We start from the raw sequence: 21,379 nt of genomic DNA, 5'->3' as shown, positions 1-21,379 counted from the left end.
ACGAGCTTTGCGGACCGTTCGCTCAGCACGCGCGGTCTCCGCCTCAAAGTCACGGATGACCGCCGCGATGGCGCGTTGCTCTTCGGCTGCCGGAACTCGGACGCGAAGCTGCGAGAACTCAGGCCAACGGAGACTGCCTCGCCGATTGACGGACGCGTTCGTGATCTTCGCGAACTCCTGTCGGAACGAGTCAAGTTTGAGCAGTCGATGCAGGAAGAACGAATCAACCTTGCCGGGCCGCGGTGCCATCACGACGTAGATCGGGCTGACAACACCCTTATCGACAAGCTCTTGGAGACCGATCGACCCCTCTTCAACGTGATTCGAGGGATACCCAATGTCCCCCGGCGAATGACTAAATACCCGCTCAGATCGCGGCTGAAGACCTGGCTCTTGAAGTAGTCAAGTGAGCGAACGAAGCCTCGATCCTTGGTACAGCTGAGAACTTCAATGCCCTCACCCGCGCCGTTGCGCTCGGAGCGAGGAGTCAGCAGGGTGGAAATCTGCACTTCCTGCCAGGGCGCGCTAAACCCTGGAAGGCGTGACCTCCCAGTCAAGAGCGACTCCCGCACGCCGAGAGCCAAAAGTGTCTGCTTGCGATGAATCGCCTCTGCCGCCGCGACGTACTCATCCGCATCCACAAGTTGGGCGACGATGCGTTCTTGGTCGCTCAATTCTGGAACCTCGAACTCGAGCTCCATCAGCTTCGTCTTAGAAATATTGTAACGAGTGAACCCCTGTGCAAGCTGTGCCACCAGAAATCTTCCTTGGGGTCCGCGGAACATGTAGGCGAGGTACGAGGGGCTCACTTCAGTCGCCGTCGGTGCGAGGCGGTAGCCGAAACAGAAGCTGTTGAGGAATGTCCTAGGAGGAAGATCAGCCTCCACAACCGTAGCGAACGCAACGTCTTCCGCAGTCTCAGACGTGCCGTTGAAGAGGAGGTCGCCTCGTAGGACGCGGTTCTGTGACTCCTTAGGGGAAACAATCACGCGCGCGAGACCCGATTGGTCACGCATCCTCGCAGCTGCCATGACCCCCGTGAAGGTCACGAATCGAGCTTCGCCGTGGCCGAAGTCAGCCTTGGTCTTGCCAGTGAGGCCGCTGTACGTGGTTCCGAGATCTCGGAGTCGAACGATCGTCGCCATCAGCTCACTCCCAGTGATGCCAGATGGCCGCGGAGCTTCTCGTCCAAGTCAGCCTCTAGGAGCTTGAGAGTCTCAACGTCGTCCTCATAGCGAGCGCCCAGCTCACGAAGACGTCGAACAAGACGCTCAGCCACGCCGGTCACTTGGCTCATCACCGCACGGTCGAGACTCGCCCGCCACTTGTCATCGAGCACCAGGCTCCTAACGTCAGCCTCAGTGAGGTCGCCGTACGCCTTCAGTGTGGCCTGGTCAAGCTCTGCTTGGGCTTCCTTGACGGCCTTCTTGGCTGCAGCCTCGCCGTCGTAGAGCTTCACGGCCCGCTCCAACGCATTGATCTCGCTCTGGTCGGTCCTTTCGCGCTTGGCCAATCGAAGACGCGCCGCGACGAGCGCCTTGGAGATCTTGTCGTCCTCCATGGCTTCGGCGAGCAGCCCGTCCTCGACGGCGTGCTCATCGAAGTACTCCTCGAGGCTTCGCGTTGCTTCCTCGGCGATGGCCGTGAGCTCATCGACCTTCGCTTGACCAGCGGCCAGATACCGGGCAACGATCAAGACTGGGGGATTAGGTCCATCTTGTACTTCTGCGCAGTGCGTCCGCTGCCGACGATGAGATCTGGAGTCTCTGCGAGCTTTCGATCCTTGTCCTCGATGGTCTTCCGTGGCTTGGCGGCGCCGAGCCAGCCGTCGTTCATGATGAGGAAAACGTCGTCATGCATGATGTCGTGCCAGTAGGTCATGAGCTGCTCGTAGACGTCATACTCGTCGAGCAGCGGCATGGGCTTGAACCGAGCGAGCAGGTCGTCGCTGATCGTGGCGATCAAATCGTTGGGGGTCGTATTCTCGTCGATGGCTGCGAGCGTTTCGCGGTGTACGGCGAACCAGTCGACAGTGAGCGCCTTCGCCTCGGCGGCGAACTTCTGGAACTCAGTCGAGTCCAAGATTTCCTGCTGAACCTCGCTGACGTGGATCGTCAGGTCGCGGTAACCGGGACGGTTCGGCTGGAAGAGCTGGCCCCGGAGCTGCGGGAACGCGTCCCAGTAGGCCGCGAGCGCATCCAGGTCGACGTCGGGGATGCCGCCATGCAGATGGGCGCTGAGGTCTTGCAGGTCCTCGGGCTCGGAAGAGTCGATGTAGCGCGGGATATTCAGGTTGAAGTCGTTCTTCGGATCCGAAATCTCGCTCATCGGCACCATGCGCGAGTAGCGCGGGATCTCGATCTGCTTGGTGAATGTGTCGACGATCTTGTGGATGTCCTGGCTGCGGAGGCGGTTCTTGTTCCCGTCCTTGATGAAGCCCTTCGATGCATCGATCATAAAGACGCCCGTCCGAGCTATCGCGTTCTCCTTGTCAAGGATGACGATGCAGGCAGGGATTCCGGTGCCATAGAAGAGGTTCGCGGGCAGTCCAATGATTCCCTTGATGAAGCCCTGCTTGAGCAGACGCTTGCGGATCGCGCCCTCAGCGTTGCCGCGGAACAGCACGCCGTGCGGAAGGATGATCGCGGCTTTGCCGGTGCTCTTGAGTGACTTGAGCGCGTGCAGCAGGAAGGCGTAATCGCCGTTCTTCTCCGGTGGCCGGCCGTATTCGAAGCGGTCGAAGTCGTTCTCGAGCCCGTTACTCCAAGACTTCACGGAGAACGGGGGGTTCATGACCACGTAGTCGAAAGTCTTGAGTCGGGTGCCGCTGACGAACTGCGGGCTCGTGATCGTGTCGCCCTTCTCGATCTCCGCGATCTCGTTGCCGTGCAGGATCATGTTCATCTTCGACAGCGCCCAGGTGGCGTTGTCCTTCTCTTGGCCGTAGATCGTCATGCCGCGCGGCGCTTCGGCGGCAGCCTTGAGGAGCAGCGAGCCGGAGCCACAGGCTGGGTCATAAACGGTCTGATCCTGGCGCGTGCCTGGACCGATACCGACTACCTTGGCGAGAATGCGTGACACCTCCGCCGGAGTATAGAACTGACCCTTGCTCTTGCCGGACTCAGTAGCGAAGTGGCGCATCAGGTACTCGTAGGCGTCTCCGAGTAGGTCGTCACCCTCGGCGCGCGAGCCTCGGAAATCGAGGTCATTGAAGATAGTGATCAGCTTAGAGAGGCGGTCTTGCATCTCCTTGCCCTTGCCGAGCTTCTCTTCGTCGTTGAAGTCAGCCTGGTCGATGACATTGCGGAGGCCGTTTGCCTCAGCGAGCTTGGCAATGATCTTGTTGAAACGGTCGCCGATCTCCTTGTCGCCTTTAGCTGCGAGCATGTCGTCGAAGGATCCGCCTTCGGGCACATCGATCAAGGAGTTGCGGTCAGTCTTCGCCTTGTCGGAAACATACTTCACGAAGAGCAACGTGAGGATGTAATCTTTGTACTGAGAGGCATCCATGCCGCCGCGAAGCTGGTCGCAACTCGCCCAGAGAGATGCGTAAAGATCGGACTTCTTCAGAGCCACTGCTGGTCTTCCTAATGTTGTGTCATTGCGCATGTTCTATATACATTCTACCCTATTTACGAACATGCGTACGAAAATCGCCTAGCGAAGCGCCTCGCCATGCGTCGATCCCCAGTATGGCAGAGCAGTAGACGGAGCGACCGAGTGCCTGAGCGCGTGTCCTGGGGCTCCTTGGGATGCGTTAGTAGTGGGCACCGACCGGGCGCATTGGGACGTTCGCCCGCTTGAGGACTGTGAGGACTGTGGCCTTCGAGACGCCGACCTCGTCTGCTACGTAGCGTGTGCTCTTCCCCTGCTCGTATAGCGCAACGATCTGTGCACGGTCGCGGGCCGTGATGCGTCGCCGCCCAGACTGCCGGCGATCATCGAGGCGAGCGGCAGGCGGCCGGAGCGCAACAGGGGTGTTGGCAGAGAATGAGGCGAGGGCTACCAAAAGGCCATCTGACTAGGCATTATGCCGAGTCAGGTGGCCTGTTTTTTGTCCGCAGGCGAATACACGCGTGGTAAGAGGTGGATGTAGCGATGGAGAGCATCCGTCTCGTGAAGCAGTTGCGCGAACTCCTTCTGGAGTGGAAGATCACTCTTGATCCGAGCCCGACGCCCGACGAGTACCTCCTAACGCTCCAACAAAGCGGAGAAGAGACCGTAGCCGTCCTTCCCGCTGGCCCGCTGAGCCGGTACGCGAAGCGCGACGGAGGAGACGGATTGGGCCTGCTGGCGGTCCATATCTTCGAGGCGTTCACCGTGGATGCCCCACCTCTCAAGAGGCTGCGCCTGAAGGGGTCTCTGAACGTCCGTCTCCTGGAGGAACGAGAAAGCTAGCAACGCTTGTTCCCCGAGGGATAGGCAGTGATCACCTGACGCTTCGAGTTCAGGATGACAATGAAACGCTGAACCAGAACCTGCCTACCATGCGAGTTGAAGCGCCTGAATGACACTATCGTCGCGAGTTCAGGGGTTTCATCACGCCGTTCTCGTCAAGATCTGTGTAGTGCTCCCACCCGAGGGTGCCGAAAGTAACAGGGAGAACAACCTCCGCCACATCGCTGATCCGCACTCTGAATGTATGGCACCCAGTGTCGGCTGGTACTGCCAGAACTGGATGCTCAGATGTAGTGAGGCTGTAGCTGTCAGCTACAAGGCAGAAATCCCAATCGACAGTGCACTCGGCTCTCTCGGACCGCGCCCTTGCGATGATCTCACCCGGCGTCATGCCCTCATAGGCGTGGTCGTCGATGATGGTGACCACGTCATAGTTCAGGTCGGGGTCCAGATACTGATGCTTCAGATCATGAAGCAAGGATTCCCAATCCTGCTCATTCTCGAAGGACGTTCGGATCAGCGGTGGGAAGTTTGCGGGGATACCTGCAAGTTCGCTGGCAGCGCTCATGTCGGAAGAATACCTAACCCCCTTGTCAGGCTGTGGTCTTCGTTCTTCCGAACGCTGAGCCGACCATCTCACCCACGTCGCCCACCACCCACGTCGCCCGCCTGCTGCGCGGCCTAGAGTTCGGTTGGTGGCTGCCTGTTGAGAGGGATCATCACGCCGTTCTCGTCAAGATTCGCGTATTGCTCCCACCCCGTTGCGCCGACACCGATGGGAAGAACGACCTCAGCGACGTCTCTGGCGAACACGCGAAACGAGTGCCGGTGCGCATCCACCGGTGCCGCAAGAACCGGGAACTCGGCGGCGCTCATGGCTCGTTGATCGGCGATCAGGCAGTAATCCCACCTGAGCCCAGTCTCGGGGGCCTCCGCCAGAGCCTTCGCGATGATGTCGCCCGCGCTCATGCCTTGGTAGGCCGGGTCGTCGATGATGGTGACGTACTCAGTGTCGAAGTCCTGATCCAGGTGCTGATGCGCCAAGTCCCGAAGCAGGGACTGCCACGCCTGATCATCGTCGAACCAGGTCCTAATGAACGGTGGAATCTCTGAGGAGATCTCTGGAAGGGGAATGTCCTCACTCATCGTCCGAGACTACTGTGACAACGTCTTTCCTCTCGTCAGGTCAGGTCTTCGGGCGCTGCGAGCACCCGGCGACAGGTTTGGGGAGGTTGATGCGAAACTCTGAGCCGCGCGCGGGCGAGCCGACCTCCACGGTCCCGCCGTGGTTCCTGACGATGGTTGCGACGATCGCCAGACCGAGGCCGGTGCTGTCTGCCCCAGCGTTCCTGGCGCGGCCGGAGTCGGCTCTCGTGAACCGTTCGAGCACACGGGGGCCGAGTTCGGCGGGGATCCCCGGCCCGTCGTCGGAAACCGTGAGGCGCAATTGCCCGTCAGAGGTCAGTCGGGTCACGACCTTTGTGCCCGGCGGGGTATGGACGGCTGCGTTCAGGAGGATGTTGCGCACTGCGCGACGCAGCAGATCGCCGTCGCCCAGAGTGACCGCGGACTCCGGGACTTCCAGCGACCAGGAGTGCTCCGGGTACGCAGACCGCATCCCGGCCACGACTCCTGAGACGATCGGGACCAGATCCACCGCTACCCGGGTGCGCTCCTGAGGGGAGGAGTCGAGCCGCGCCAGGAACAGCAGATCCTGCACCAGGTGCGTCATCCTCTGAGCCTCGAGGTCGATCCGCGACGTGGCGAAACTCACCGGCTCGGGGAGATCGTCCCGGAATCGCCGAAGCAGTTCCGAGTAGCCGGCGATGGATGCGAGAGGGGTCCTCAACTCGTGCGACGCGTCCGCCACGAACTGTCGCAACGTGGTCTCGCTCTCCTGCCTCGCAGCGAGGGCGCTTTCGACGTTGTCGAGCATGCTGTTGATCGCCGAGCCGACCTGGCCCGCCTCGTTGTCCTGGTCGGCGTCGGCATCGCCGACGCGGGTGGCGATGCTCACGTCACCAGACGACAGAGACATCCCGGAGATCTCGGTGGCGACGGCGGCGACGCGACTCAGCGACACGAGGGTGCGACGCACCGCATATCCGACCGTCCACCACGCCAGGAAGACGCACACGCCGCCGATGCCGATCCCCATCAGGAGCAGCGTCGACGTGCTCCGATCGAGTTCGTCCAGTGGGAGGCCCCAGTAGGCGCGCCCGGCCGAGACTCCTTGAACGGTGAGGATGTTCACGGGCCTGCCGACAACCCGGTACCTCCCAAGTTCTCCGAGCGAGAGGCTGTGCTTCTGGTCGAGGGACACCGCAGACAGGGCGTCGCTCACCGCGTCGGGGAGGGCGTGCACTCCGCTCTTGTCGAGGATCACCCCGTCCGGCGTGCCGTCGGTCGTCAGGATGGCGATGGTCCCCAGCGGCTGCCCCGGCAGGTCGAGTTGCTGCCCCGGCCCGCCGCGACCATGCGGATCGGCTTCGAGCGAGCGTGCCATCACCTCGTCGAGGCGGGCATCCAACTGCCGGCGGGCCGAGTCGCTCGAAACGCCGACCGTCACCGCGATCGCGAGGACCGTGATCGCCGCAGTGAGCCCCGCGACGCGCAGTTGCAGTTGCCGTGTGAGCGAACCCCGAACAGCCGTTGACATGGGGCGATGGTGGCAGAGCGCCCTATGAATCGCCTGTGAGTCGGACCAGGCTCATCACTGCGACCGGACCAATCTGCGGAGGTTCGCCCTCGAGGAACGTCGTCTCGCGGGCCGTCGCTGAGCCGAATGGGGGTTCCTAGGGAACCTCGATCTGCAGGCTGTGCCAGCGCGCCAGATCTGTCCGTAGGGCCTCGGGGTCCAGACGCACGACGCGAGGCTTCGGCCACATATCCATTCCCAATGACAGGGTCAGTGACACGCAATCGACGAGGGGAGTGGGGAACCGGAAAAGCAATCGGCTCTCGTAGCGCTCCTGCTGAGGACCAGTACCCGAGGAGCCGCCAACAAACGTCATCGGCACTGCCACTTCGTCGGCCAGAAGCCGCATCGGGAATGCCTCATCCAGCGAATCGAGATCCCACCAACGAGTGGCCTTGGGGATGTCGAGGTACTGCTCGGGCTGCAGGTCAGCCGCAACAATGACCAACTGCAGGCCGCTGTAGTCAGGGGAGACGAACCCGCACACAGTCCACACCAGGAGGCCTGTCGTATTGACGAAGACCGCGTCAAACGCCGAAGTGGAAACGGTCATGCCCATGCTGAGAACTTAGCTGCTGCCACGCCAGCCGGGGCGTGAGCATCAAAGACCGTCAACTGCTGTATGCAGGCGGGATCGCAGCGACGAACCCGGCGTCTCGAACAGGGATCACCTCTGCCGAGACTCCGAGGCGCCGTCCGTGGGAGGCGCCAAGCGCGGGTAGCCCCCGTCGCCAAGATCCACCCCCGGGTGGAAGTTCGTGATCTCGGCACGCATGTCTGATGGCATCTCGTCGAGCGGCAGTTCGTCGAGATCGATGCCCCAGGGGATCTCGCATGGACCATCGTGCTCGTCATCTGGGCAGAGCAGGTTACCGATCTGGTTCGACAGTCGAACCGCATCTTCGGTGGGGCACCACACCTTGACGCGAACCTCAAAGAAACGCGGTTCCGGGGGCCACCCGCTCTGCGAAGGCACGGCTAGACGCCCGCCGAGTATTTGCGCGCCGACGCGAACTGCCCGACGTGCTCGGCTGCCTTGCCGGCGTGGCCGTCATGACGACGCATATCGACCTCCCGGGGCGGAGCGAATGGTTGGCCTTCCCCCCCATCTCTGATGAGACTAGATGAAGTGCCGCAAGCGGACCGGTCGATCAAGGAAATCCCCCTCACAGCGCCAAATCTGCTCTTCGCAACGGCCTCGCGCGGAGCAATCTCGGCTCCGGTGACTCGTGTGCGCTTCGCGGAGCTTCACGGAGGAACGAACATCATGGTTGCGTGATGCTGATCGCGTTCGGCATAAGCCCGACTCAGTGCGATACACAAAAGGTGCAGTGTGGTAGCTATAGCGGAGGCTGCTGCGTTTGGCTGGAGGAGGCGAAAGCGTGCGTAGGTACTTCCTAGCCCTGGTGGTGACGATGTTGTGTGTCACAGCCTGCGGTGATCAGGGGCTGGCCGGAACGCCGAACACCGTGCAGAAGGATATGACCCCTCCGCCTTCGCCCGAGGTAGCTGTGACGGGGACTTTGGAGAGCCCGGGGAACGGGTGCGTGGCCATTCGTCCCGACACGGGAGCGCATTCCTTGTGGGTCGTCTGGCCAGAGGGGACGAGCGCCGATGACGACGGAGTCGTGTGGCCGAGCGGAAAACGCAGCATCCCCGGCGACTCGATCACCCTGACCGGATACGTCACAACGCGAAACGCGCTACCCGGCGGGGAGAATCCAGACAGCATGTGGGGAAGCAAGGCCGGGTTCTGCATCGAAGCCCAGCACAATCCAGAGCTCATGATCGTGTTTCGGGAGCCGTAGAGACCGTCGTAGACCCTGGATCCGCTGAGAGAGTCTTCCACAGCGTCAAATCCGCTCTTCACAACGGGCTTCGAGAGGAGTATTGTCTGCTGCGGCGACTCGTTCGAGCGTCACGGAGCTTTCACTGAAGGGGCGAAGACCATGGTTGCGTACACCGATCGCATCGACTCGTTGGTCGCGTCGACCCCGCGTGTGCTTCTTACTTCGCCGACCGGCGAGCTAGTTCAGCCTGGGTCGGCGCTCATCGCGTAGGGACAGACGTCCCGCGAAGCGCGAGGGAGTTGCCGGAGCTCAGCAGAGCACCCAGGCGGCTCCCTTTCTTTCTGCCCTCTAGTGCGCGTCGTCGCGCACCCATGGGCGCCTGATGGCGCTCCTCACATGCCCGCCTGGCGGAACTGGTAGACGCACCGGTCTCAGAAACCGGTGTCCTGACGGACGTCCGGGTTCGACTCCCGGGGCGGGCACCCGAACAACATCCATCGACTCGACCCGACGGTCGACGCCAGACCTCGGCCCGGTGCGAGGGAGTGCCTCGCACCAGACCCGCGTGGGAGCTTCGCCGCCCAAGCGGCGCGCCGAGGCCGGCGCCGACACGACCGCCCCCGTCTAGAAGATCCTGTTCACGATCTCGGCGGGGGCCTCGAGCAGGCGCTCGATCTCCTCGTCGAGTTTGACAAGGGTCAGGGATGCGCCGGCCATCTCCAGCGACGTGCAGTAGTTGCCTACGTAGCTTCGTGCGACGGTGATGCCCATGTCCTCCAGCCTCTGGGCCGCGATGCCGAAGAGCAGGTACAACTCGCTGATCGGGGTGCCGCCCAGGCCGTTGATCATCAACGCGACCCGGTCACCTGACACGAACGGCAGGTCGGGCACGACCGCGTCGAGCAGTTCGGCGACGATGTCGTCCGCGGGGACAAGGTCGGCGCGACGGCGGCCGGGCTCGCCGTGGATGCCCACGCCGATCTCCATCTCGTTGTCGCCCAACTCGAACAGCGGGCTGCCCTTCGCGGGCGGCGTGCACGCCGTCAGCGCGATGCCCATGGTCCTTGTCACCGAGTTGACCCGCTCGCCGATCGCCTTGACCTCTGCGAGGCTTGCGCCCTCCTCGGCGAGCGCGCCGCAGGCCTTCATCACGAAGAAGTTCCCCGCGACCCCGCGCCGCCCGACGGTGTACAGGGAGTCCTGCACCGCGACGTCGTCGTTGATGAACAGCGTGTCGCACACGATGCCGTCGGCCTCGGCCATCTCCTGGGCCATCTCGAACGCCATCCGGTCGCCGGTGTAGTTGTTGACCAGCAGGAGGACGCCCTTGGCTGAGGCGACCCGCTTCGCCGTCTCGTAGACGTACTCTGCGGGCGGGGCGGCGAACACATCGCCCGGGCAGGCCGCGTCGAGCATGCCCTTACCGACGACCATCACGTGCGCGGGTTCGTGCCCGGAGCCCGAGCCCTGCACGATGCTCACCTTGTCCTGGTTCGGGGCGTCGGCGCGCATGATGAGGTTGTACTCGGGCACGTAGACGATGGTGTCGGGGTTGGCCAACGCGATGCCCTTGAGCATCTCGGGAACGAAGGCCTGGGGGTCGTTGACGAACTTCTTCATGGGTGTCTCCTTTGACGGTGGTGAGGGATCAGTCGATGGGCCAGGTGTCTGCGAGGGCCTCGGCGAGGACGGCGACGGCCATCGCGCCTGCGTCGACCGAGCCGATGCTGCGTTCTCCGGTGTAGGCGGCACGGCCGCGCATCGCCTGCATGGTGGAGGTCGCCTCGGCGGCGCCGCGGGCGGTGGTCGCAAAGGCGCGCATCGCCTCGGACTGGTTCGCCCCGTCCGCGATGGCAGCCTCGAGGGCGTCGGTGGCGGGGGAGAGCGCGTCGAGCAGCGTCTTCTCGCCCAGTTCGGCCTGCCCTCGGGTCTTGATGCCCTCGATGGCGGCGCGCAGGCCCCGCACGACGTCGGCCGCCTCGAAGGTGGGCGACCCCTTCAACGCCATGCCCATCCGCAGCAGCGCGGTGCCCCAGATCGGGCCGGAGGTGCCGCCGATCCGGCTGGACAGCGTCATGGCGACCTTCGTGACGAAGACGCCCGGGTCGCCCCGGTCGTAGCCGTCCCAGTTCTTCAGCACGATCTCGAAGCCGCGGGCCAGGGAGTAGCCGAAGTCGCCGTCGCCGACCACGGCGTCCAACTCGCCGAAGTACTTCTCGTTGGCGACGACGACCTGAGAAAGGGTGTGGACGACGCGTTCGACGTCGGTGATGGTGCCGCTCATGGCTGGTCCTGTCTCTCGATGAGTCGGGCGAGGTCGGGCAGTTCGACGAACCGTCCGGCGAGGTCGCCGAGCGACGGGCCGGCGGGAAGCGGGTTGTCGGGGTCGCCGAGGTGAGGCAGCACCAGCGCCGCGTTGGTGAAGTCCTCCCCGGCCGTGAAGTAACTGGTCGTGACGAGCGTGGTCAGCCCGGCCGCGACGGCCGCAGCGCACCCGATGCCGCTGTCCTCGACCACGAGGCAGGAGGCGGGGTCCAACGCCAGATCGTCGAGCACCTTGAGGTAGATGTCGGGGGCAGGCTTCTTGGCGGCGACGATGTCGCCAGCGAACACATGGCACTGCGCCGCCCGCTCACTGCCGACGGCGTTAGTCAGGACCGCTCGCACCGAGTCCTCGGCGGAGGTGGATGCCACCGCGACGGTCCAGCCATCGGACAGCGCCCACGCGATCAGTCGCCGGATGCCCGGGCGGGCGGGCAGGTCGCCTCGCTGGGCCCGCTCCTGGAAGATGGCCGACTTGCGGCGGTGCAGGGCGGCGATCAACTCGACGCGTCCCGTCTCCCCGGGGTAGCCGTGGGCCGAGCACACCTCGGGTGTGAGGCTGAGCGCCATCCGTTCCTTGCCGCCGCCCACCTTGAGCAGGTCGGCGTACTGGTCCTCGGTCCAGACGATCGGGAGCCCGAACTCCGCGAACGCCTCGTTGAAGGAGGGGAGGTGCCCGTCGTGTTCGGTGTCGGCGAGCACGCCGTCGCAGTCGAAGATCAGGGCAGGCATCTCAGGCCCTTCCCGCGCTTCCGAAGGTGTGCGCCAGTCCCGTCACCAGGTCGCGCATCGCGCTCTCCTGCGCGGCGAACAGCAGGACCGGCTCCCATTTGCCCGTTGTCTCGCACTCCTTGAGGTGCGCGAGGCCGGAGCCCATGAACGCCAACTTCAGCGCCGTGGAGATGTTCACCTTCGCGGTGCCCCGGGCGATCATCTCGTGGAACTGCGCGTCGCTGAGGCCCGATCCGCCGTGCAGCGCGATCGGCACCGGATGCCGCTCGACGAGCGCGCTGACCCGGTCGAAGTCGAGCGTCGGGGCCTGCTTGTACATGCCGTGCGCGTTACCGAGCGCGGGCGCGAACACGTCGACGCCGGTCGCCTCCAGGTAGCGCACCTGGATCTCGAGGCTCTGTCGCTCGCCCGGTTCGTCGCTGCCGTGGCCGTCCTCGACGCCGGTGATGGCCTCGATCTCGCCCTCGACGTCTGCCCCGTGGCGGCGCGCCTCGGCGACGACCTCTACCGTCTGGCGCTGGTTCTCCTCGACAGTCAGGTGGTGCGCGTCGAAGAGCACCGAGTTCCAGCCCGCCTCCAGGCACTCGGTGATCAGGGCGCGGTCGGGGCAGTGATCAAGGTGCAGCGCGACGGGGACCGTGATGTCACGGGTCAGCGCCCGCCACATGGCCATGATCACGGGCGAGCCGACCTGTCGGACGGTCTTGACCGAGGTCTGCACGATGACGGGGGAACGGACCTCCTCTGCAGCGTCGAGCACGGCAGCCATGCTCAACGCGTTGAACACGTTGACGGCTGGCACTCCGTAGCGCTGTTCGAAGGCGGGGGCGAGGATCTTTGAGAGTGGCACGGTCGGCATCAGGTCTCCTCTGGAACTCCGGCTCAAAGGACCACGCTATGAAGCGGGCGCCCTCACCCTCAATGGGGAATTACCCCCACGCCGGATGCGGGTGGGGATGGGGGAGGGATCACCCCCGGGCGACCAGTTCCGTCCGGCTCCGGGCCCGGTTCTTCCGCAGCACCGCGCCGACGTGCTTCTCGACAGTCTTGACGGAGATGCTGAGCCTCGTCGCGATCTGCTTGTCTGCGAGGCCCTCGCGCAGCAGAGCCAGAACCTCCCGCTCCCGTGCCGTCAGCGGGTCGCCCAGCGGCACGTCGCCGAGTTGACGCAGGATTCCGCTGAAGACGAGCACGTCGCCCTGGGCCGCCGCGACCACGGCACGCCCCAGTTCTGTCGCGTCGGCCTCGCGTGGCACGATGCCACGCACCCCCGGCATGACCCACTCGAGCATCGGGTTGGTCGGCTCGTCGAGGTACACGATGAGGGGGAGATCGGGGTCGGTGCTGTGCAGGGCCGAGATCAGGTCGATGTCGGCCTCGCGCGCCACACGCGACCCGAGCAGCACCACGTCGGGTGCAAGCAGCGCGATGGCCTCCACCGCGGCTACCGCTTCTCCGATCTCCGCGACGACCTGGACGCCCGGCTCCCGGTGGCTGAGCAGGCCGACGAGCCCAGCGCGCATGGCGGGCTGATCGTGGACGATGACGAGGCGCTGGCGCGGGGTGCCGAGCAGCACGTCGGGCGAGGCCCGGTACGGCAGGTCGGCGCGCACCCGCGTTCCCCATCCAGGCGTCGAGTCCAGTTGGACGACGCCGCCGAGTTGGGTCGCACGGGCCACGAGCCCCGCCAGGCCCCGACCGACGGGGCGCCCGGATGAGCGGTCGAAGCCGCAGCCGTCATCCTCGACGATGACGGCGACGGTGTCGCTGAGGTACACCAGGCCGAGACGGACCTGGGTCGCCGCGGCGTGCTGGGCCACGTTGGTCAGGCTCTCCTGGACGATCCGCAGCAGTTGCGCGGCGACCTCCGGCTCGACGGGTTGGGGGTCGCCGAAGATCCGGAAGGACGTCTGGGCGCCTGCGATTGCCTGGGTCCATTCGAGTTCGAGGCGCATGGCCTCCGACAGGGGCTGCCCGTCCAGCACCTCCACCCGCGCCCAGGCGGCCCGCTGGCTGTCGGCGAGCACTGCCTCGGCCGACCGCCGCGCGTCGCGCAGCGCCTCCGCGACGTCGCCCCCGGCGGCCACGGCCTGCTCGGCGTCGCGGAGCCGGACAAGCACCGTCGCCAGGCCACGACCCAGCGCGTCGTGCAGGTCGAGCATCGCCCGCTCCCTCTCGGCGAGCACCGCCGCCGTCTGCGCCTTCGCCTCAGCCTCGGCGTGCAGACGGGCGTTCGTCATGGCGATCGCCGCGTGCGTCGCGAAGCGCTGCAGGAGTTCGACGTCCTCGTCCGTGAAGAGGCGTTGCGCGTCGGCGGCGAACACGACAAGCGCGCCAGTGACCCCGGAGCGGGTCAGCACCGGGGCACCAACCACCGCACGGTCGAACAGTTCGCTTCCAGGGGCGAGGTGCCCGCCCGGCACGTCGGCGTAGTGCCGGAACGTGACCGCGCGGCGGGTCCGCACCACGATGCCTGTCACCCCCTCGCTGAGCGGGAACTCGCGCCCGGCCTGGCAGCCGGCCGCCAAGTCCACGACCTTGCGATAGCCGGTGTTTTCGGGGCTGACGAGGCTCAGCGAGCCGCTCTCGCAGCCGAGCAGTGCCACCGCGCTGCCGAGGACCAGTTCGAGGAGGGGCTCCAGACGGGTGTCGATCGCGAGATTGCTCGCGACCCGGCTCAGCGTCTCGAGAGACGCGCGGTCGCCCGGTTCGCGGCGGGCCTCGGGTGCTGCATCCATCGCATGCTCCTCACCCGCATCAGCCTACGAAACCCGCTCACGGGGCGAGGCGAGGAGAGGGGAGACTACCCGCGGCGGGTGACCCGGTCCGTGCACGGTGTCGTCAGGCCCGACGCCAGGCGGTGAAGTCCTCCCGGCTGGCGTAGGAGGTCTGGGTGCCGCGCTTGGTGACCGAGTTGGCCGCGTAGGCGTTGGCGGCGACCAGCGCGTCGTGCACTGTCGAACCGTGGGTCACCTCGTGCGCGAAGCAGCCGATGAACGCGTCACCCGCGCCGGTGGTGTCGACCGCCTCGACCGGGTTGTCCTGCGGGATCAACACCTCGCCGTCGGTGCTGACCCACAGCACGCCGCGCGAGCCGAGCGTGACGATCACGTTGCGGCAGCCCTTCTCGATCAGCGCCGCTGCCGCCGCGGTGATCTCGTTGGTGGTGCCAGCAGGCATCCCCGTCAGGGTCGCAAGTTCGGTCTCGTTCGGGACGAAGTACTCGCACTGTGCGACCCGCGCGTAGTCGAGTCCGTGCGTGGCGGGGGCGGGGTTGAGCAGGATGGGCACGTCGAGGCGCACCGCGAGGTCGATCGCGGCGTGCACGGTCTCGATGGGGATCTCCAGTTGCACCACGATCAGGCGGCACCGGGCGATCTCTGCCTCCGCGGCCTCAAGGTCGGCGGGGGTCAGCGACGCGTTGGCTCCCTTGACGATGATGATCGAGTTGCGGGACTGCTCGTCGACGAATATCGGCGCGACGCCCGAGGTGCCGACCGTGGGCAGCACGAACGTGGTGTCGATGCCGTTGGCCTCGAAGTTGGCGACGGTGTTGGCCGCGAACAGGTCGTCGCCGACGCGGGTCACCATCAGCACCTCGGAGCCGAGCCGTGCGGCCGCGACCGCTTGGTTGGCGCCCTTGCCTCCGCAGCCGAGCGCGAAGTCCGGCGCCTCGATGGTCTCTCCCTCGGCGGGCATCCTGGTGATGTAGCTGATCAGATCCACCATGTTCGACCCGATGACGGCGATGTCCATGTGTGCCTCCCGCGACGCTGCAGCCCGGCCCAACCGCCGGTCAACCCCGATCCTACGTGGCGCTTTCCCGGATCCGGGACCGGGAGCTCCACTCCTCGACCCAGGTGGGGAGCGTCAGGTCGGCCGGCGCCGGCCCGGTCAGCGACAGCAGTTCCTCGATGCCGACGCTGCCGCCGGTCTTCTTCAGGAACCGCGCCTTGACGATGGCGCTTGCGTGGATGCGGCCCCCGCGACGGAAGCTCTGCTCGACGTAGACGGCCCGGTCGTCGAAGCCGATGACACGGGTGACGAGGTCGAAGCGCTGCAGCGGATTGAGGGATCGCCGGTAGGTGATCGTCTGCGCCGCCACCACCGGGTACCAGCCAAGGGCGTTCAGCCGCGGCCACAGGCCGGCGCGGACCATCAGGTCGACCCGACCGAGGTCCATCAGTGACAGGTACTTGCCGTTGTTCATGTGCAGCAGCGGGTCCAGATCGGTCGGCGCGACCATCATCGGTGTGACCGCCTCGTCCCAGATCCCCAGCGGACCCCTCCTACGGTGGGTCAGCAGGATCCACGCCAGGCGCAGCAGCAGGTTCACGGCAGGCTCCTCGCCCTCGACAACGAGTCGAACCATACAAGCCACCCGCAGCCACACGCCCGCCTCGTCGCTGCTAGGTTGTCCGCGTCATCAACGAGGAGACGCGATGCCGGAAGCGGCCAGCCTGACAGACAAGCGAATGAGACTGCGCTACGCGGGCACCTGCCGGGTGTGCGGGACCGAACTCGAGGCGCGAAGCGTTGCGGTCTACGAGCGGGCCATGAAGACGGTGCGCTGTGTGACCTGTGTTCCGACCCCCGACGCCGATCCGGAGGCCCACCTCCACGCGGTGCGCCAAGCGCCTGACGATGTCGCCTCGCCGCCGCGGCGCGCCCGCTCCATCGACACGGCCAAGGATGGGCACGGGCCCGCCACGGACGGCCCCGAACAGGACGCCGCTGAACCGGATGGCCCCGAACCGGATGGCCCAGCCTCGCTGCGGGCGTTGCCGCACGGCGCGTCGGTGGTCCACGACGCCCCCGCCGCACCAGAGGAGGCGGCGGATGACCTCGGCGTCAGTGTCGCGGGCGCCTCCGCCCGGCGCGAGTACGAGCGCCGCAAGACGCGCGACGAGCAGCGGGTGCGCGACGAATGGGGCCGGCTCGCGCCCGTCGCCCTCTTCCTGCGCGACGAGAAGCAGTCCACGAAGGCGTGGGTGACCGGCGCAGTCGGGGAGGAGAAGCTGGGCAAGGCCCTCGACGCGCGGTCGGGCCCGGACTTCCGCACGCTGCACGACCGTCTGATCCCCGGAAGCAGGGCCAACATCGACCACCTGGTGATCACGCCGTCCGGCATCTGGGTGATCGACGCGAAGCGCTACAAGGGACGCCCCGAGCTTCGCATCGAGGGCGGCCTGCTCCGCCCCGTCACGCGGACGTTGATGGTCGGACGACGGGACGCGACCAAGCTACTCGCGGGCATGCACAAGCAGTTGGCGGTCGTGCGCGAGGTGGTGGGGGAGCAGGTGCCGGTCAGGGGGGTGCTGTGCTTCATCGACGCCGACTGGCCGCTGATCGGCGGCGCGATCCTCGTCGACGGGATCCACGTTCTGTGGCCGAAGGCCGTCTACAAGCTGATCGGGCGCACCCCCTCAGCGCGGTTCGACATCGACGCCGTCCACGTGCTGCTCGCCACGACTTTCCGACCCGCATGAGTTCGGAGCGTGACGGAACGATAACAATTCCCGGAAACTGGCCGGGGATGGTTGACAGCATCGAGAGGAACCGGATTGGGTAGGGCCACTACTTTTGAACGATCCATCCAGGGGGTGCGATGAATCAGCCGACGCTGGCCAGCCTCGCGGCTGAGCTCAAGGTGTCCCGGCAGACCGTTTCCAACGTGCTGAACTTCCCCGACCGGGTCCGGCCCGAGACGCGGGCGAGGGTTCTGGCGGCGATCGAGCGCTCGGGTTACCGGCCGTCCGCCGCGGCGCGGGCGCTTCGCAACCAACGCTCGATGGCGCTGGGGCTGAGGCTCGGGCAGCACCGCAACGGCATCTCCGGCACCATCGTCGACGGGTTCACCCGTGCCCTGGTGACGCGCGCCGACCAGCGCGGCTACCGCATCGTCCTGTTTCCGGCCTCCACCAACGGCGAGGAGGTGGACAAGCTCGTCGAACTGCGCCGCAGCCTCGCCATCGACGCGTGCATCCTGACCGACACCTGGTACGGAGACACCCGCCCGGCCGAGTTGGCCGCGGAGGAGGTGCCGTTCGCGTCATTCGGGCGGCCATGGGACGGGCACGACCACGGCAAGTGGGCCGACGTCGACGGCCGGTTCGGCGCCGTCGAGGCCGCTAGCTACCTGCGCGGCCTCGGGCACGAGCGGATCGGGTTCATCGGCTGGGACGACGGATCGCCCGTCGGCAAGGACAGGCGCGCGGGCTGGGCCGAGTCGCTCCGGCTGTCCAACGGCGAGGCCGAGGCCCTCACCGTCGAGGGCGAGGACACCATCCTCGCCGGTGCAGAGGCGATGGCCGAACTGCTGGAACGCGGGGCCGACGCCGCCGTCTGCGCGAGCGACTCGCTCTCGCTCGGCGCCTTCACGGAGGCGCGACGCCACAACAGGCACGGCGTGAACCTGGTGGGCTTCGACGACACCCCGGTCGCACGGACGCTCGGGCTCCCCAGCATCAGCCAACCCGTCGATGAGGTCGCAAAGATCGTGCTCGACATGGTGCTCGCGCAGTTGGCGGACCCAGCGGTCTCGCTCAGCGGCACGCTGGTGCAGCCGAACCTCGTCACGCACGAGAGCCCGGATTTCCTCGCCCACTAGGCCGGCCGGTCGGCCTCGTCCATGTCCGGAACCGCCTCGCGGGCGTCGGTGTAGTCGACGCCGCACAGTTCCATCAGGTCGACGAGCATCGAGCGCAGTTGCGCGAGCAGCACCATCGAACTCAACTGGCCCTCCAGGGGAAGCGTCGAGGTCTTCTCGGCGAGGGCCCGGATCTCCGGCAGTCGCGAGTCGGGCAGTCGGCGGGCGAACAGTTCGCTCGCGCAGTCGTCGATGATCTGAGCCATCTCGCTCAACACGCCCAGCAGTTCCGGAGAGACCTCCTCGTGCCGGTAGGTGGCGATCGCGCCGCGCCGCGCGAGCACGCGAAGGTTGCGGATGAACCGGTCGAGCGGCACGACCAGGTCGGAGACCTGCAGCACCGACTCGCGGTGTCTGCGCAGGAACGGCGAGGTGCGCACCACGGCCATGCCCTCGTTGGACGCCGTCAGCAGGGCCGACAACTCCGACTCCGTCGCCCGGGCGCGTTCGAGGATCCCCTCGGCCGCGTCCAGATCCTCGGCCCTGAGCGCCTGGACCATCGCCCGCACCGTCGCCGCCGCCTCGCCAAGCACCTTCGCGGCGAGCATCCGGGGCCGGTTGATGGGCGTCGTCGGCGCGACCGTCGCGAACAGCAGCGCCACCGAGCAGCCGACCAGCGCATCCTGCCAACGGGAGACGCCCTGGTCGAAGCCGGGGAACACCGTCAACACCGTCGCGGCCTGCACCGCGGACTGCGTCACCATCAGCGTCCTTGCGCCCAGCCAGGTGGTCACCGACATGGCGAGCGCGATCACCAGCATGATCTGCCACACGCCCGTGCCGAAGAAGTGGACGAAGATGTCGCCGATCAGCACGCCGACCGTCACGCCGACGGCGACCTCCACGACCCGCCACAGCCGCTGACCGAACGAGAAGCCGAGGCAGATGATCGCCGCAACGGTCGCAAGGAAAGGGGCGGGATGGCGCAACAGATAATGGGCGAGCCCCCACGACACGCCTGCAGCGACCGAGATCTGCAGGATCATGAACAGCCGCGAGCGCCACCGGTTGACCCGGAGCCGTTGTGAGCGCCATCCCGCGCGTGCCGTACGCTCCGACAGATCGAACGCCCGGAGCCGCGCCCGCTGCAGGGTGCGCCCCGTCGACGACCACGAGATGCCCCGCTTCGATGTGCCTTCACCCATGGCCCCTATCCTGCCGCGTCGCGGCGGCGATTGCGCTCTACGCGGAATCGGCCCCGCCGCCTGACAGCGGGTCCGGTTCGCACGACGCCCGAACGGTTAGACTGTGCTCGCCGTTCAACCCCCTCGAAGGGAACATCCGAATATGCGTCGAAGCCGCTCCTTCGTGGGCATGCTCCTTGCCCTGGCGCTCGCCGTCACGCTCAGCGCCTGTACCCGACCCGAGCCGAAGGAAGAGACGGGCCGCGAACTCAACATCGGGGCCACCGCCGAGCCGACGGGGCTGGACATGATCACCGTCCCGGGCGCTGGCACGCCATTCGTGCTGCTCTACAACGTCTACGAGACGCTGGTGAAACTCGACAGCGAGGGCACCATCAAGCCCCTGCTGGCCTCCGACTGGACGCTGTCCGACGATCGGCTCACCTACACGTTCTCGCTGCAGAACCAGGCGAAGTTCGCCTCGGGCGCGCCCGTCGACGCCGACGCCGTCGTCAAGAGCTTCGACCGGGCACGGGCCGACTCCGCAACCGACTCGATCAAGGCCAAGTGGGCCGCCGTCGCGGACGTGGAGGCCGTCGACGTCCACACCGTCAAGGTGACCATGTCGCGTCCCTCGAACGAATGGCTCTACGACATGACGGGACCGGCAGGCATCGTGTCCGACCCGAGCGCCGTCGCCGACCTGAACACCGCGCCCGCAGGCTCCGGGCCGTACACCTTCGTCAAGTGGGACCAGGGCTCGCTGCTCAGGCTGGCTGCCAACCCGTCCTACTGGGGCACCCCTGCGCGCTTCGACCCCGTGAACTTTCGCTACTACGCCGACCCGAACGCCATGAACACGGCGATGCTCTCGGGGCAGTTGGACATCATCTCCAACCTGACGGTGCCGCAGTCGATCGGGCAGTTCGCCGACTCGTCGAAGTACACGACCTACGAGGGCACCACCGAGGGTGAGGTCGTGCTCGGCTTCAACCACGAGACGAAGGCGCTCTCCGACGTGCGCGTGCGCCAGGCGATCAACCACGCCATCGACCGCAAGGGCCTCATCAACTCGGTGTGGGGCGGCAAGGGGACGCTGATCGGCTCCATGGTGCCCCCGACTGATCCCTGGTACGAGGACCTCTCCCAGGCGTACCCGTACGACCCCGCAAAGGCGAAGGAACTCCTGACCGAGGCGGGCGTCGCCAGCGGCCTGACGCTGCGGCTGCGCGTCCCGAACCTGCCATACGGGCCGACCGCCGGCCGCTACGTCGCCGCCCAACTCAAGGAGGTCGGCATCAACGTGGCCCTTGAGGAACTGGACTGGCCGCGTTGGCTGGACCAGGTCTACGGCAAGCACGACTACGACATGACGATCGTCGCGCACGTCGAGCCGCACGACCTGTCGGCCTTCGCGGCGCCGAACAACTACTGGAACTTCCACAACGAGGAGTTCAACGCGCTGCTCGTCTCGGCGGACGAGGGCACCGAGGCCGTCCAGACGGAGGACCTGAAGAAGGCGGCGAAGCTGCTCTCCGACCAGGCCGCCGCCGACTGGCTGTTCCTGCTGCCCAACATCATCATCGCGACCCCCGAGATCTCGGGCATCCAGGAGAACCAGGTCAGCCTGTCCTTCGACCTCACCCTGCTGGCGGCACGGAGCTGA

21 protein-coding genes and 1 tRNA gene are annotated in these 21,379 nt (G+C 66.1%); 6 read left to right on the top strand and 16 right to left on the bottom strand.

Going from position 1 to position 21,379, the window contains the following annotated elements:
* Positions 1 to 248: 248 nt before the first annotated feature.
* The 4 genes from BW730_RS06860 to BW730_RS20295 all read right to left on the bottom strand — a co-directional run bounded on the left by BW730_RS06860 (position 249) and on the right by BW730_RS20295 (position 4,009).
* Positions 249 to 1,145: a restriction endonuclease subunit S domain-containing protein gene (locus tag BW730_RS06860; protein WP_077685600.1), complete on the bottom strand. Its 897-nt coding sequence runs from the start codon at positions 1,143 to 1,145 to the stop codon at positions 249 to 251.
* A complete protein-coding gene (locus BW730_RS19165; RefSeq protein WP_226997116.1) occupies positions 1,145 to 1,696 on the bottom strand; it encodes a hypothetical protein in 552 nt (183 codons plus the stop codon). The genes BW730_RS06860 and BW730_RS19165 overlap by 1 nt, the downstream gene beginning before the upstream one ends.
* A complete protein-coding gene (locus BW730_RS06855) occupies positions 1,693 to 3,576 on the bottom strand; it encodes a type I restriction-modification system subunit M (protein WP_226997115.1) in 1,884 nt (627 codons plus the stop codon). Before BW730_RS06855 ends, BW730_RS19165 begins: the two co-directional genes overlap by 4 nt.
* Positions 3,577 to 3,757: 181 nt before the next feature.
* A complete protein-coding gene (locus tag BW730_RS20295) occupies positions 3,758 to 4,009 on the bottom strand; it encodes a helix-turn-helix domain-containing protein (RefSeq protein ID WP_077685599.1) in 252 nt (83 codons plus the stop codon).
* 89 nt (positions 4,010 to 4,098) lie between these two features.
* Here BW730_RS20295 and BW730_RS06845 point away from each other — a divergent pair, with 89 nt between their 5' ends.
* On the top strand, positions 4,099 to 4,398 hold the full coding sequence (locus BW730_RS06845) for a hypothetical protein (RefSeq protein ID WP_077685598.1): 300 nt from the start codon (positions 4,099 to 4,101) through the stop codon (positions 4,396 to 4,398).
* 115 nt (positions 4,399 to 4,513) lie between these two features.
* On the opposite strand, the gene BW730_RS06840 is transcribed toward BW730_RS06845, so the two are convergent.
* The 4 genes from BW730_RS06840 to BW730_RS06825 all read right to left on the bottom strand — a co-directional run bounded on the left by BW730_RS06840 (position 4,514) and on the right by BW730_RS06825 (position 7,655).
* The gene (locus BW730_RS06840; protein WP_077685597.1) at positions 4,514 to 4,966 is read right to left on the bottom strand and encodes a DUF6924 domain-containing protein; all 453 of its coding nucleotides are present in this window, start codon (positions 4,964 to 4,966) and stop codon (positions 4,514 to 4,516) included.
* Positions 4,967 to 5,079: 113 nt separating this feature from the next.
* A complete protein-coding gene (locus tag BW730_RS06835) occupies positions 5,080 to 5,544 on the bottom strand; it encodes a DUF6924 domain-containing protein (RefSeq protein ID WP_077685596.1) in 465 nt (154 codons plus the stop codon).
* A gap of 40 nt (positions 5,545 to 5,584) precedes the next feature.
* Complete coding sequence (locus BW730_RS06830; protein WP_077685595.1) at positions 5,585 to 7,057, bottom strand: sensor histidine kinase; 1,473 nt, start codon at positions 7,055 to 7,057, stop codon at positions 5,585 to 5,587.
* Positions 7,058 to 7,193: 136 nt separating this feature from the next.
* Positions 7,194 to 7,655, bottom strand: a complete 462-nt coding sequence (locus BW730_RS06825) for a hypothetical protein (RefSeq protein WP_077685594.1) — start codon at positions 7,653 to 7,655, stop codon at positions 7,194 to 7,196.
* Between the two features lie 823 nt (positions 7,656 to 8,478).
* On the opposite strand from BW730_RS06825, the gene BW730_RS06815 reads away from it, so the two are divergent.
* Positions 8,479 to 8,904 (top strand): hypothetical protein, encoded by a 426-nt coding sequence (locus BW730_RS06815; protein ID WP_077685592.1) that lies wholly within the window; start codon positions 8,479 to 8,481, stop codon positions 8,902 to 8,904.
* A gap of 380 nt (positions 8,905 to 9,284) precedes the next feature.
* A tRNA-Leu gene (locus BW730_RS06810) sits at positions 9,285 to 9,368 on the top strand.
* Positions 9,369 to 9,510: 142 nt separating this feature from the next.
* Here BW730_RS06810 and dhaK read toward each other — a convergent pair.
* The 7 genes from dhaK to BW730_RS06775 form a co-directional block, all read right to left on the bottom strand.
* Positions 9,511 to 10,506 carry a dihydroxyacetone kinase subunit DhaK gene (dhaK, locus tag BW730_RS06805; protein ID WP_077685591.1) on the bottom strand — a complete coding sequence of 332 codons (996 nt, stop codon included), beginning with the start codon at positions 10,504 to 10,506 and terminating at the stop codon, positions 9,511 to 9,513.
* 28 nt (positions 10,507 to 10,534) lie between these two features.
* Complete coding sequence (gene dhaL / locus BW730_RS06800; RefSeq protein WP_077685590.1) at positions 10,535 to 11,170, bottom strand: dihydroxyacetone kinase subunit DhaL; 636 nt, start codon at positions 11,168 to 11,170, stop codon at positions 10,535 to 10,537.
* Complete coding sequence (locus tag BW730_RS06795) at positions 11,167 to 11,940, bottom strand: HAD-IA family hydrolase (protein WP_077685589.1); 774 nt, start codon at positions 11,938 to 11,940, stop codon at positions 11,167 to 11,169. The genes dhaL and BW730_RS06795 overlap by 4 nt, the downstream gene beginning before the upstream one ends.
* 1 nt (position 11,941) lies before the next feature.
* A complete protein-coding gene (locus tag BW730_RS06790) occupies positions 11,942 to 12,799 on the bottom strand; it encodes a class II fructose-bisphosphate aldolase (protein ID WP_077685588.1) in 858 nt (285 codons plus the stop codon).
* A gap of 109 nt (positions 12,800 to 12,908) precedes the next feature.
* Positions 12,909 to 14,678, bottom strand: a complete 1,770-nt coding sequence (locus BW730_RS06785; protein ID WP_077685587.1) for a hybrid sensor histidine kinase/response regulator — start codon at positions 14,676 to 14,678, stop codon at positions 12,909 to 12,911.
* A 103-nt stretch (positions 14,679 to 14,781) separates the two neighbouring features.
* Positions 14,782 to 15,696: a ribokinase gene (gene rbsK / locus BW730_RS06780; protein ID WP_077685586.1), complete on the bottom strand. Its 915-nt coding sequence runs from the start codon at positions 15,694 to 15,696 to the stop codon at positions 14,782 to 14,784.
* Between the two features lie 52 nt (positions 15,697 to 15,748).
* Positions 15,749 to 16,276: a thioesterase family protein gene (locus BW730_RS06775; RefSeq protein WP_077687552.1), complete on the bottom strand. Its 528-nt coding sequence runs from the start codon at positions 16,274 to 16,276 to the stop codon at positions 15,749 to 15,751.
* A 139-nt stretch (positions 16,277 to 16,415) separates the two neighbouring features.
* On the opposite strand from BW730_RS06775, the gene BW730_RS06770 reads away from it, so the two are divergent.
* Positions 16,416 to 17,429: a nuclease-related domain-containing protein gene (locus BW730_RS06770; RefSeq protein WP_226997114.1), complete on the top strand. Its 1,014-nt coding sequence runs from the start codon at positions 16,416 to 16,418 to the stop codon at positions 17,427 to 17,429.
* Between the two features lie 119 nt (positions 17,430 to 17,548).
* Positions 17,549 to 18,550, top strand: coding sequence for a LacI family DNA-binding transcriptional regulator (locus BW730_RS06765; protein WP_077685585.1), 1,002 nt, complete (start codon positions 17,549 to 17,551; stop codon positions 18,548 to 18,550).
* Here the strand turns inward: BW730_RS06765 and BW730_RS06760 are convergent.
* Positions 18,547 to 19,734 (bottom strand): FUSC family protein, encoded by a 1,188-nt coding sequence (locus BW730_RS06760; protein ID WP_077685584.1) that lies wholly within the window; start codon positions 19,732 to 19,734, stop codon positions 18,547 to 18,549. The two genes, BW730_RS06765 and BW730_RS06760, sit on opposite strands and share 4 nt — an antisense overlap.
* A gap of 142 nt (positions 19,735 to 19,876) precedes the next feature.
* Here BW730_RS06760 and BW730_RS06755 point away from each other — a divergent pair, with 142 nt between their 5' ends.
* The gene (locus tag BW730_RS06755; protein ID WP_077685583.1) at positions 19,877 to 21,379 is read left to right on the top strand and encodes an ABC transporter substrate-binding protein; all 1,503 of its coding nucleotides are present in this window, start codon (positions 19,877 to 19,879) and stop codon (positions 21,377 to 21,379) included.

Source organism: Tessaracoccus aquimaris (assembly GCF_001997345.1).
Taxonomy (GTDB): Bacteria; Actinomycetota; Actinomycetes; order Propionibacteriales; family Propionibacteriaceae; genus Arachnia; species Arachnia aquimaris.
Note: the sequence above shows the minus strand (reverse complement) of the source record. Positions and strands in the feature narration are given on the sequence as shown.

What these genes read in the sequence shown, in the direction of transcription:
- BW730_RS06755 (WP_077685583.1), top strand. Translation starts at nt 19,877, where the DNA reads ATGCGTCGAAGCCGCTCCTTCGTGGGCATGCTCCTTGCCCTGGCGCTC.
- BW730_RS06830 (WP_077685595.1), bottom strand. Translation starts at nt 7,057, where the DNA reads ATGTCAACGGCTGTTCGGGGTTCGCTCACACGGCAACTGCAACTGCGC.
- rbsK (WP_077685586.1), bottom strand. Translation starts at nt 15,696, where the DNA reads ATGGACATCGCCGTCATCGGGTCGAACATGGTGGATCTGATCAGCTAC.
- BW730_RS06765 (WP_077685585.1), top strand. Translation starts at nt 17,549, where the DNA reads ATGAATCAGCCGACGCTGGCCAGCCTCGCGGCTGAGCTCAAGGTGTCC.
- BW730_RS06795 (WP_077685589.1), bottom strand. Translation starts at nt 11,940, where the DNA reads ATGCCTGCCCTGATCTTCGACTGCGACGGCGTGCTCGCCGACACCGAA.
- BW730_RS06840 (WP_077685597.1), bottom strand. Translation starts at nt 4,966, where the DNA reads ATGAGCGCTGCCAGCGAACTTGCAGGTATCCCCGCAAACTTCCCACCG.
- BW730_RS06845 (WP_077685598.1), top strand. Translation starts at nt 4,099, where the DNA reads ATGGAGAGCATCCGTCTCGTGAAGCAGTTGCGCGAACTCCTTCTGGAG.
- dhaL (WP_077685590.1), bottom strand. Translation starts at nt 11,170, where the DNA reads ATGAGCGGCACCATCACCGACGTCGAACGCGTCGTCCACACCCTTTCT.
- BW730_RS06860 (WP_077685600.1), bottom strand. Translation starts at nt 1,145, where the DNA reads ATGGCGACGATCGTTCGACTCCGAGATCTCGGAACCACGTACAGCGGC.
- BW730_RS06825 (WP_077685594.1), bottom strand. Translation starts at nt 7,655, where the DNA reads ATGGGCATGACCGTTTCCACTTCGGCGTTTGACGCGGTCTTCGTCAAT.
- BW730_RS06835 (WP_077685596.1), bottom strand. Translation starts at nt 5,544, where the DNA reads ATGAGTGAGGACATTCCCCTTCCAGAGATCTCCTCAGAGATTCCACCG.
- BW730_RS06790 (WP_077685588.1), bottom strand. Translation starts at nt 12,799, where the DNA reads ATGCCGACCGTGCCACTCTCAAAGATCCTCGCCCCCGCCTTCGAACAG.
- BW730_RS06760 (WP_077685584.1), bottom strand. Translation starts at nt 19,734, where the DNA reads ATGGGTGAAGGCACATCGAAGCGGGGCATCTCGTGGTCGTCGACGGGG.
- BW730_RS06785 (WP_077685587.1), bottom strand. Translation starts at nt 14,678, where the DNA reads ATGGATGCAGCACCCGAGGCCCGCCGCGAACCGGGCGACCGCGCGTCT.
- BW730_RS06770 (WP_226997114.1), top strand. Translation starts at nt 16,416, where the DNA reads ATGAGACTGCGCTACGCGGGCACCTGCCGGGTGTGCGGGACCGAACTC.
- dhaK (WP_077685591.1), bottom strand. Translation starts at nt 10,506, where the DNA reads ATGAAGAAGTTCGTCAACGACCCCCAGGCCTTCGTTCCCGAGATGCTC.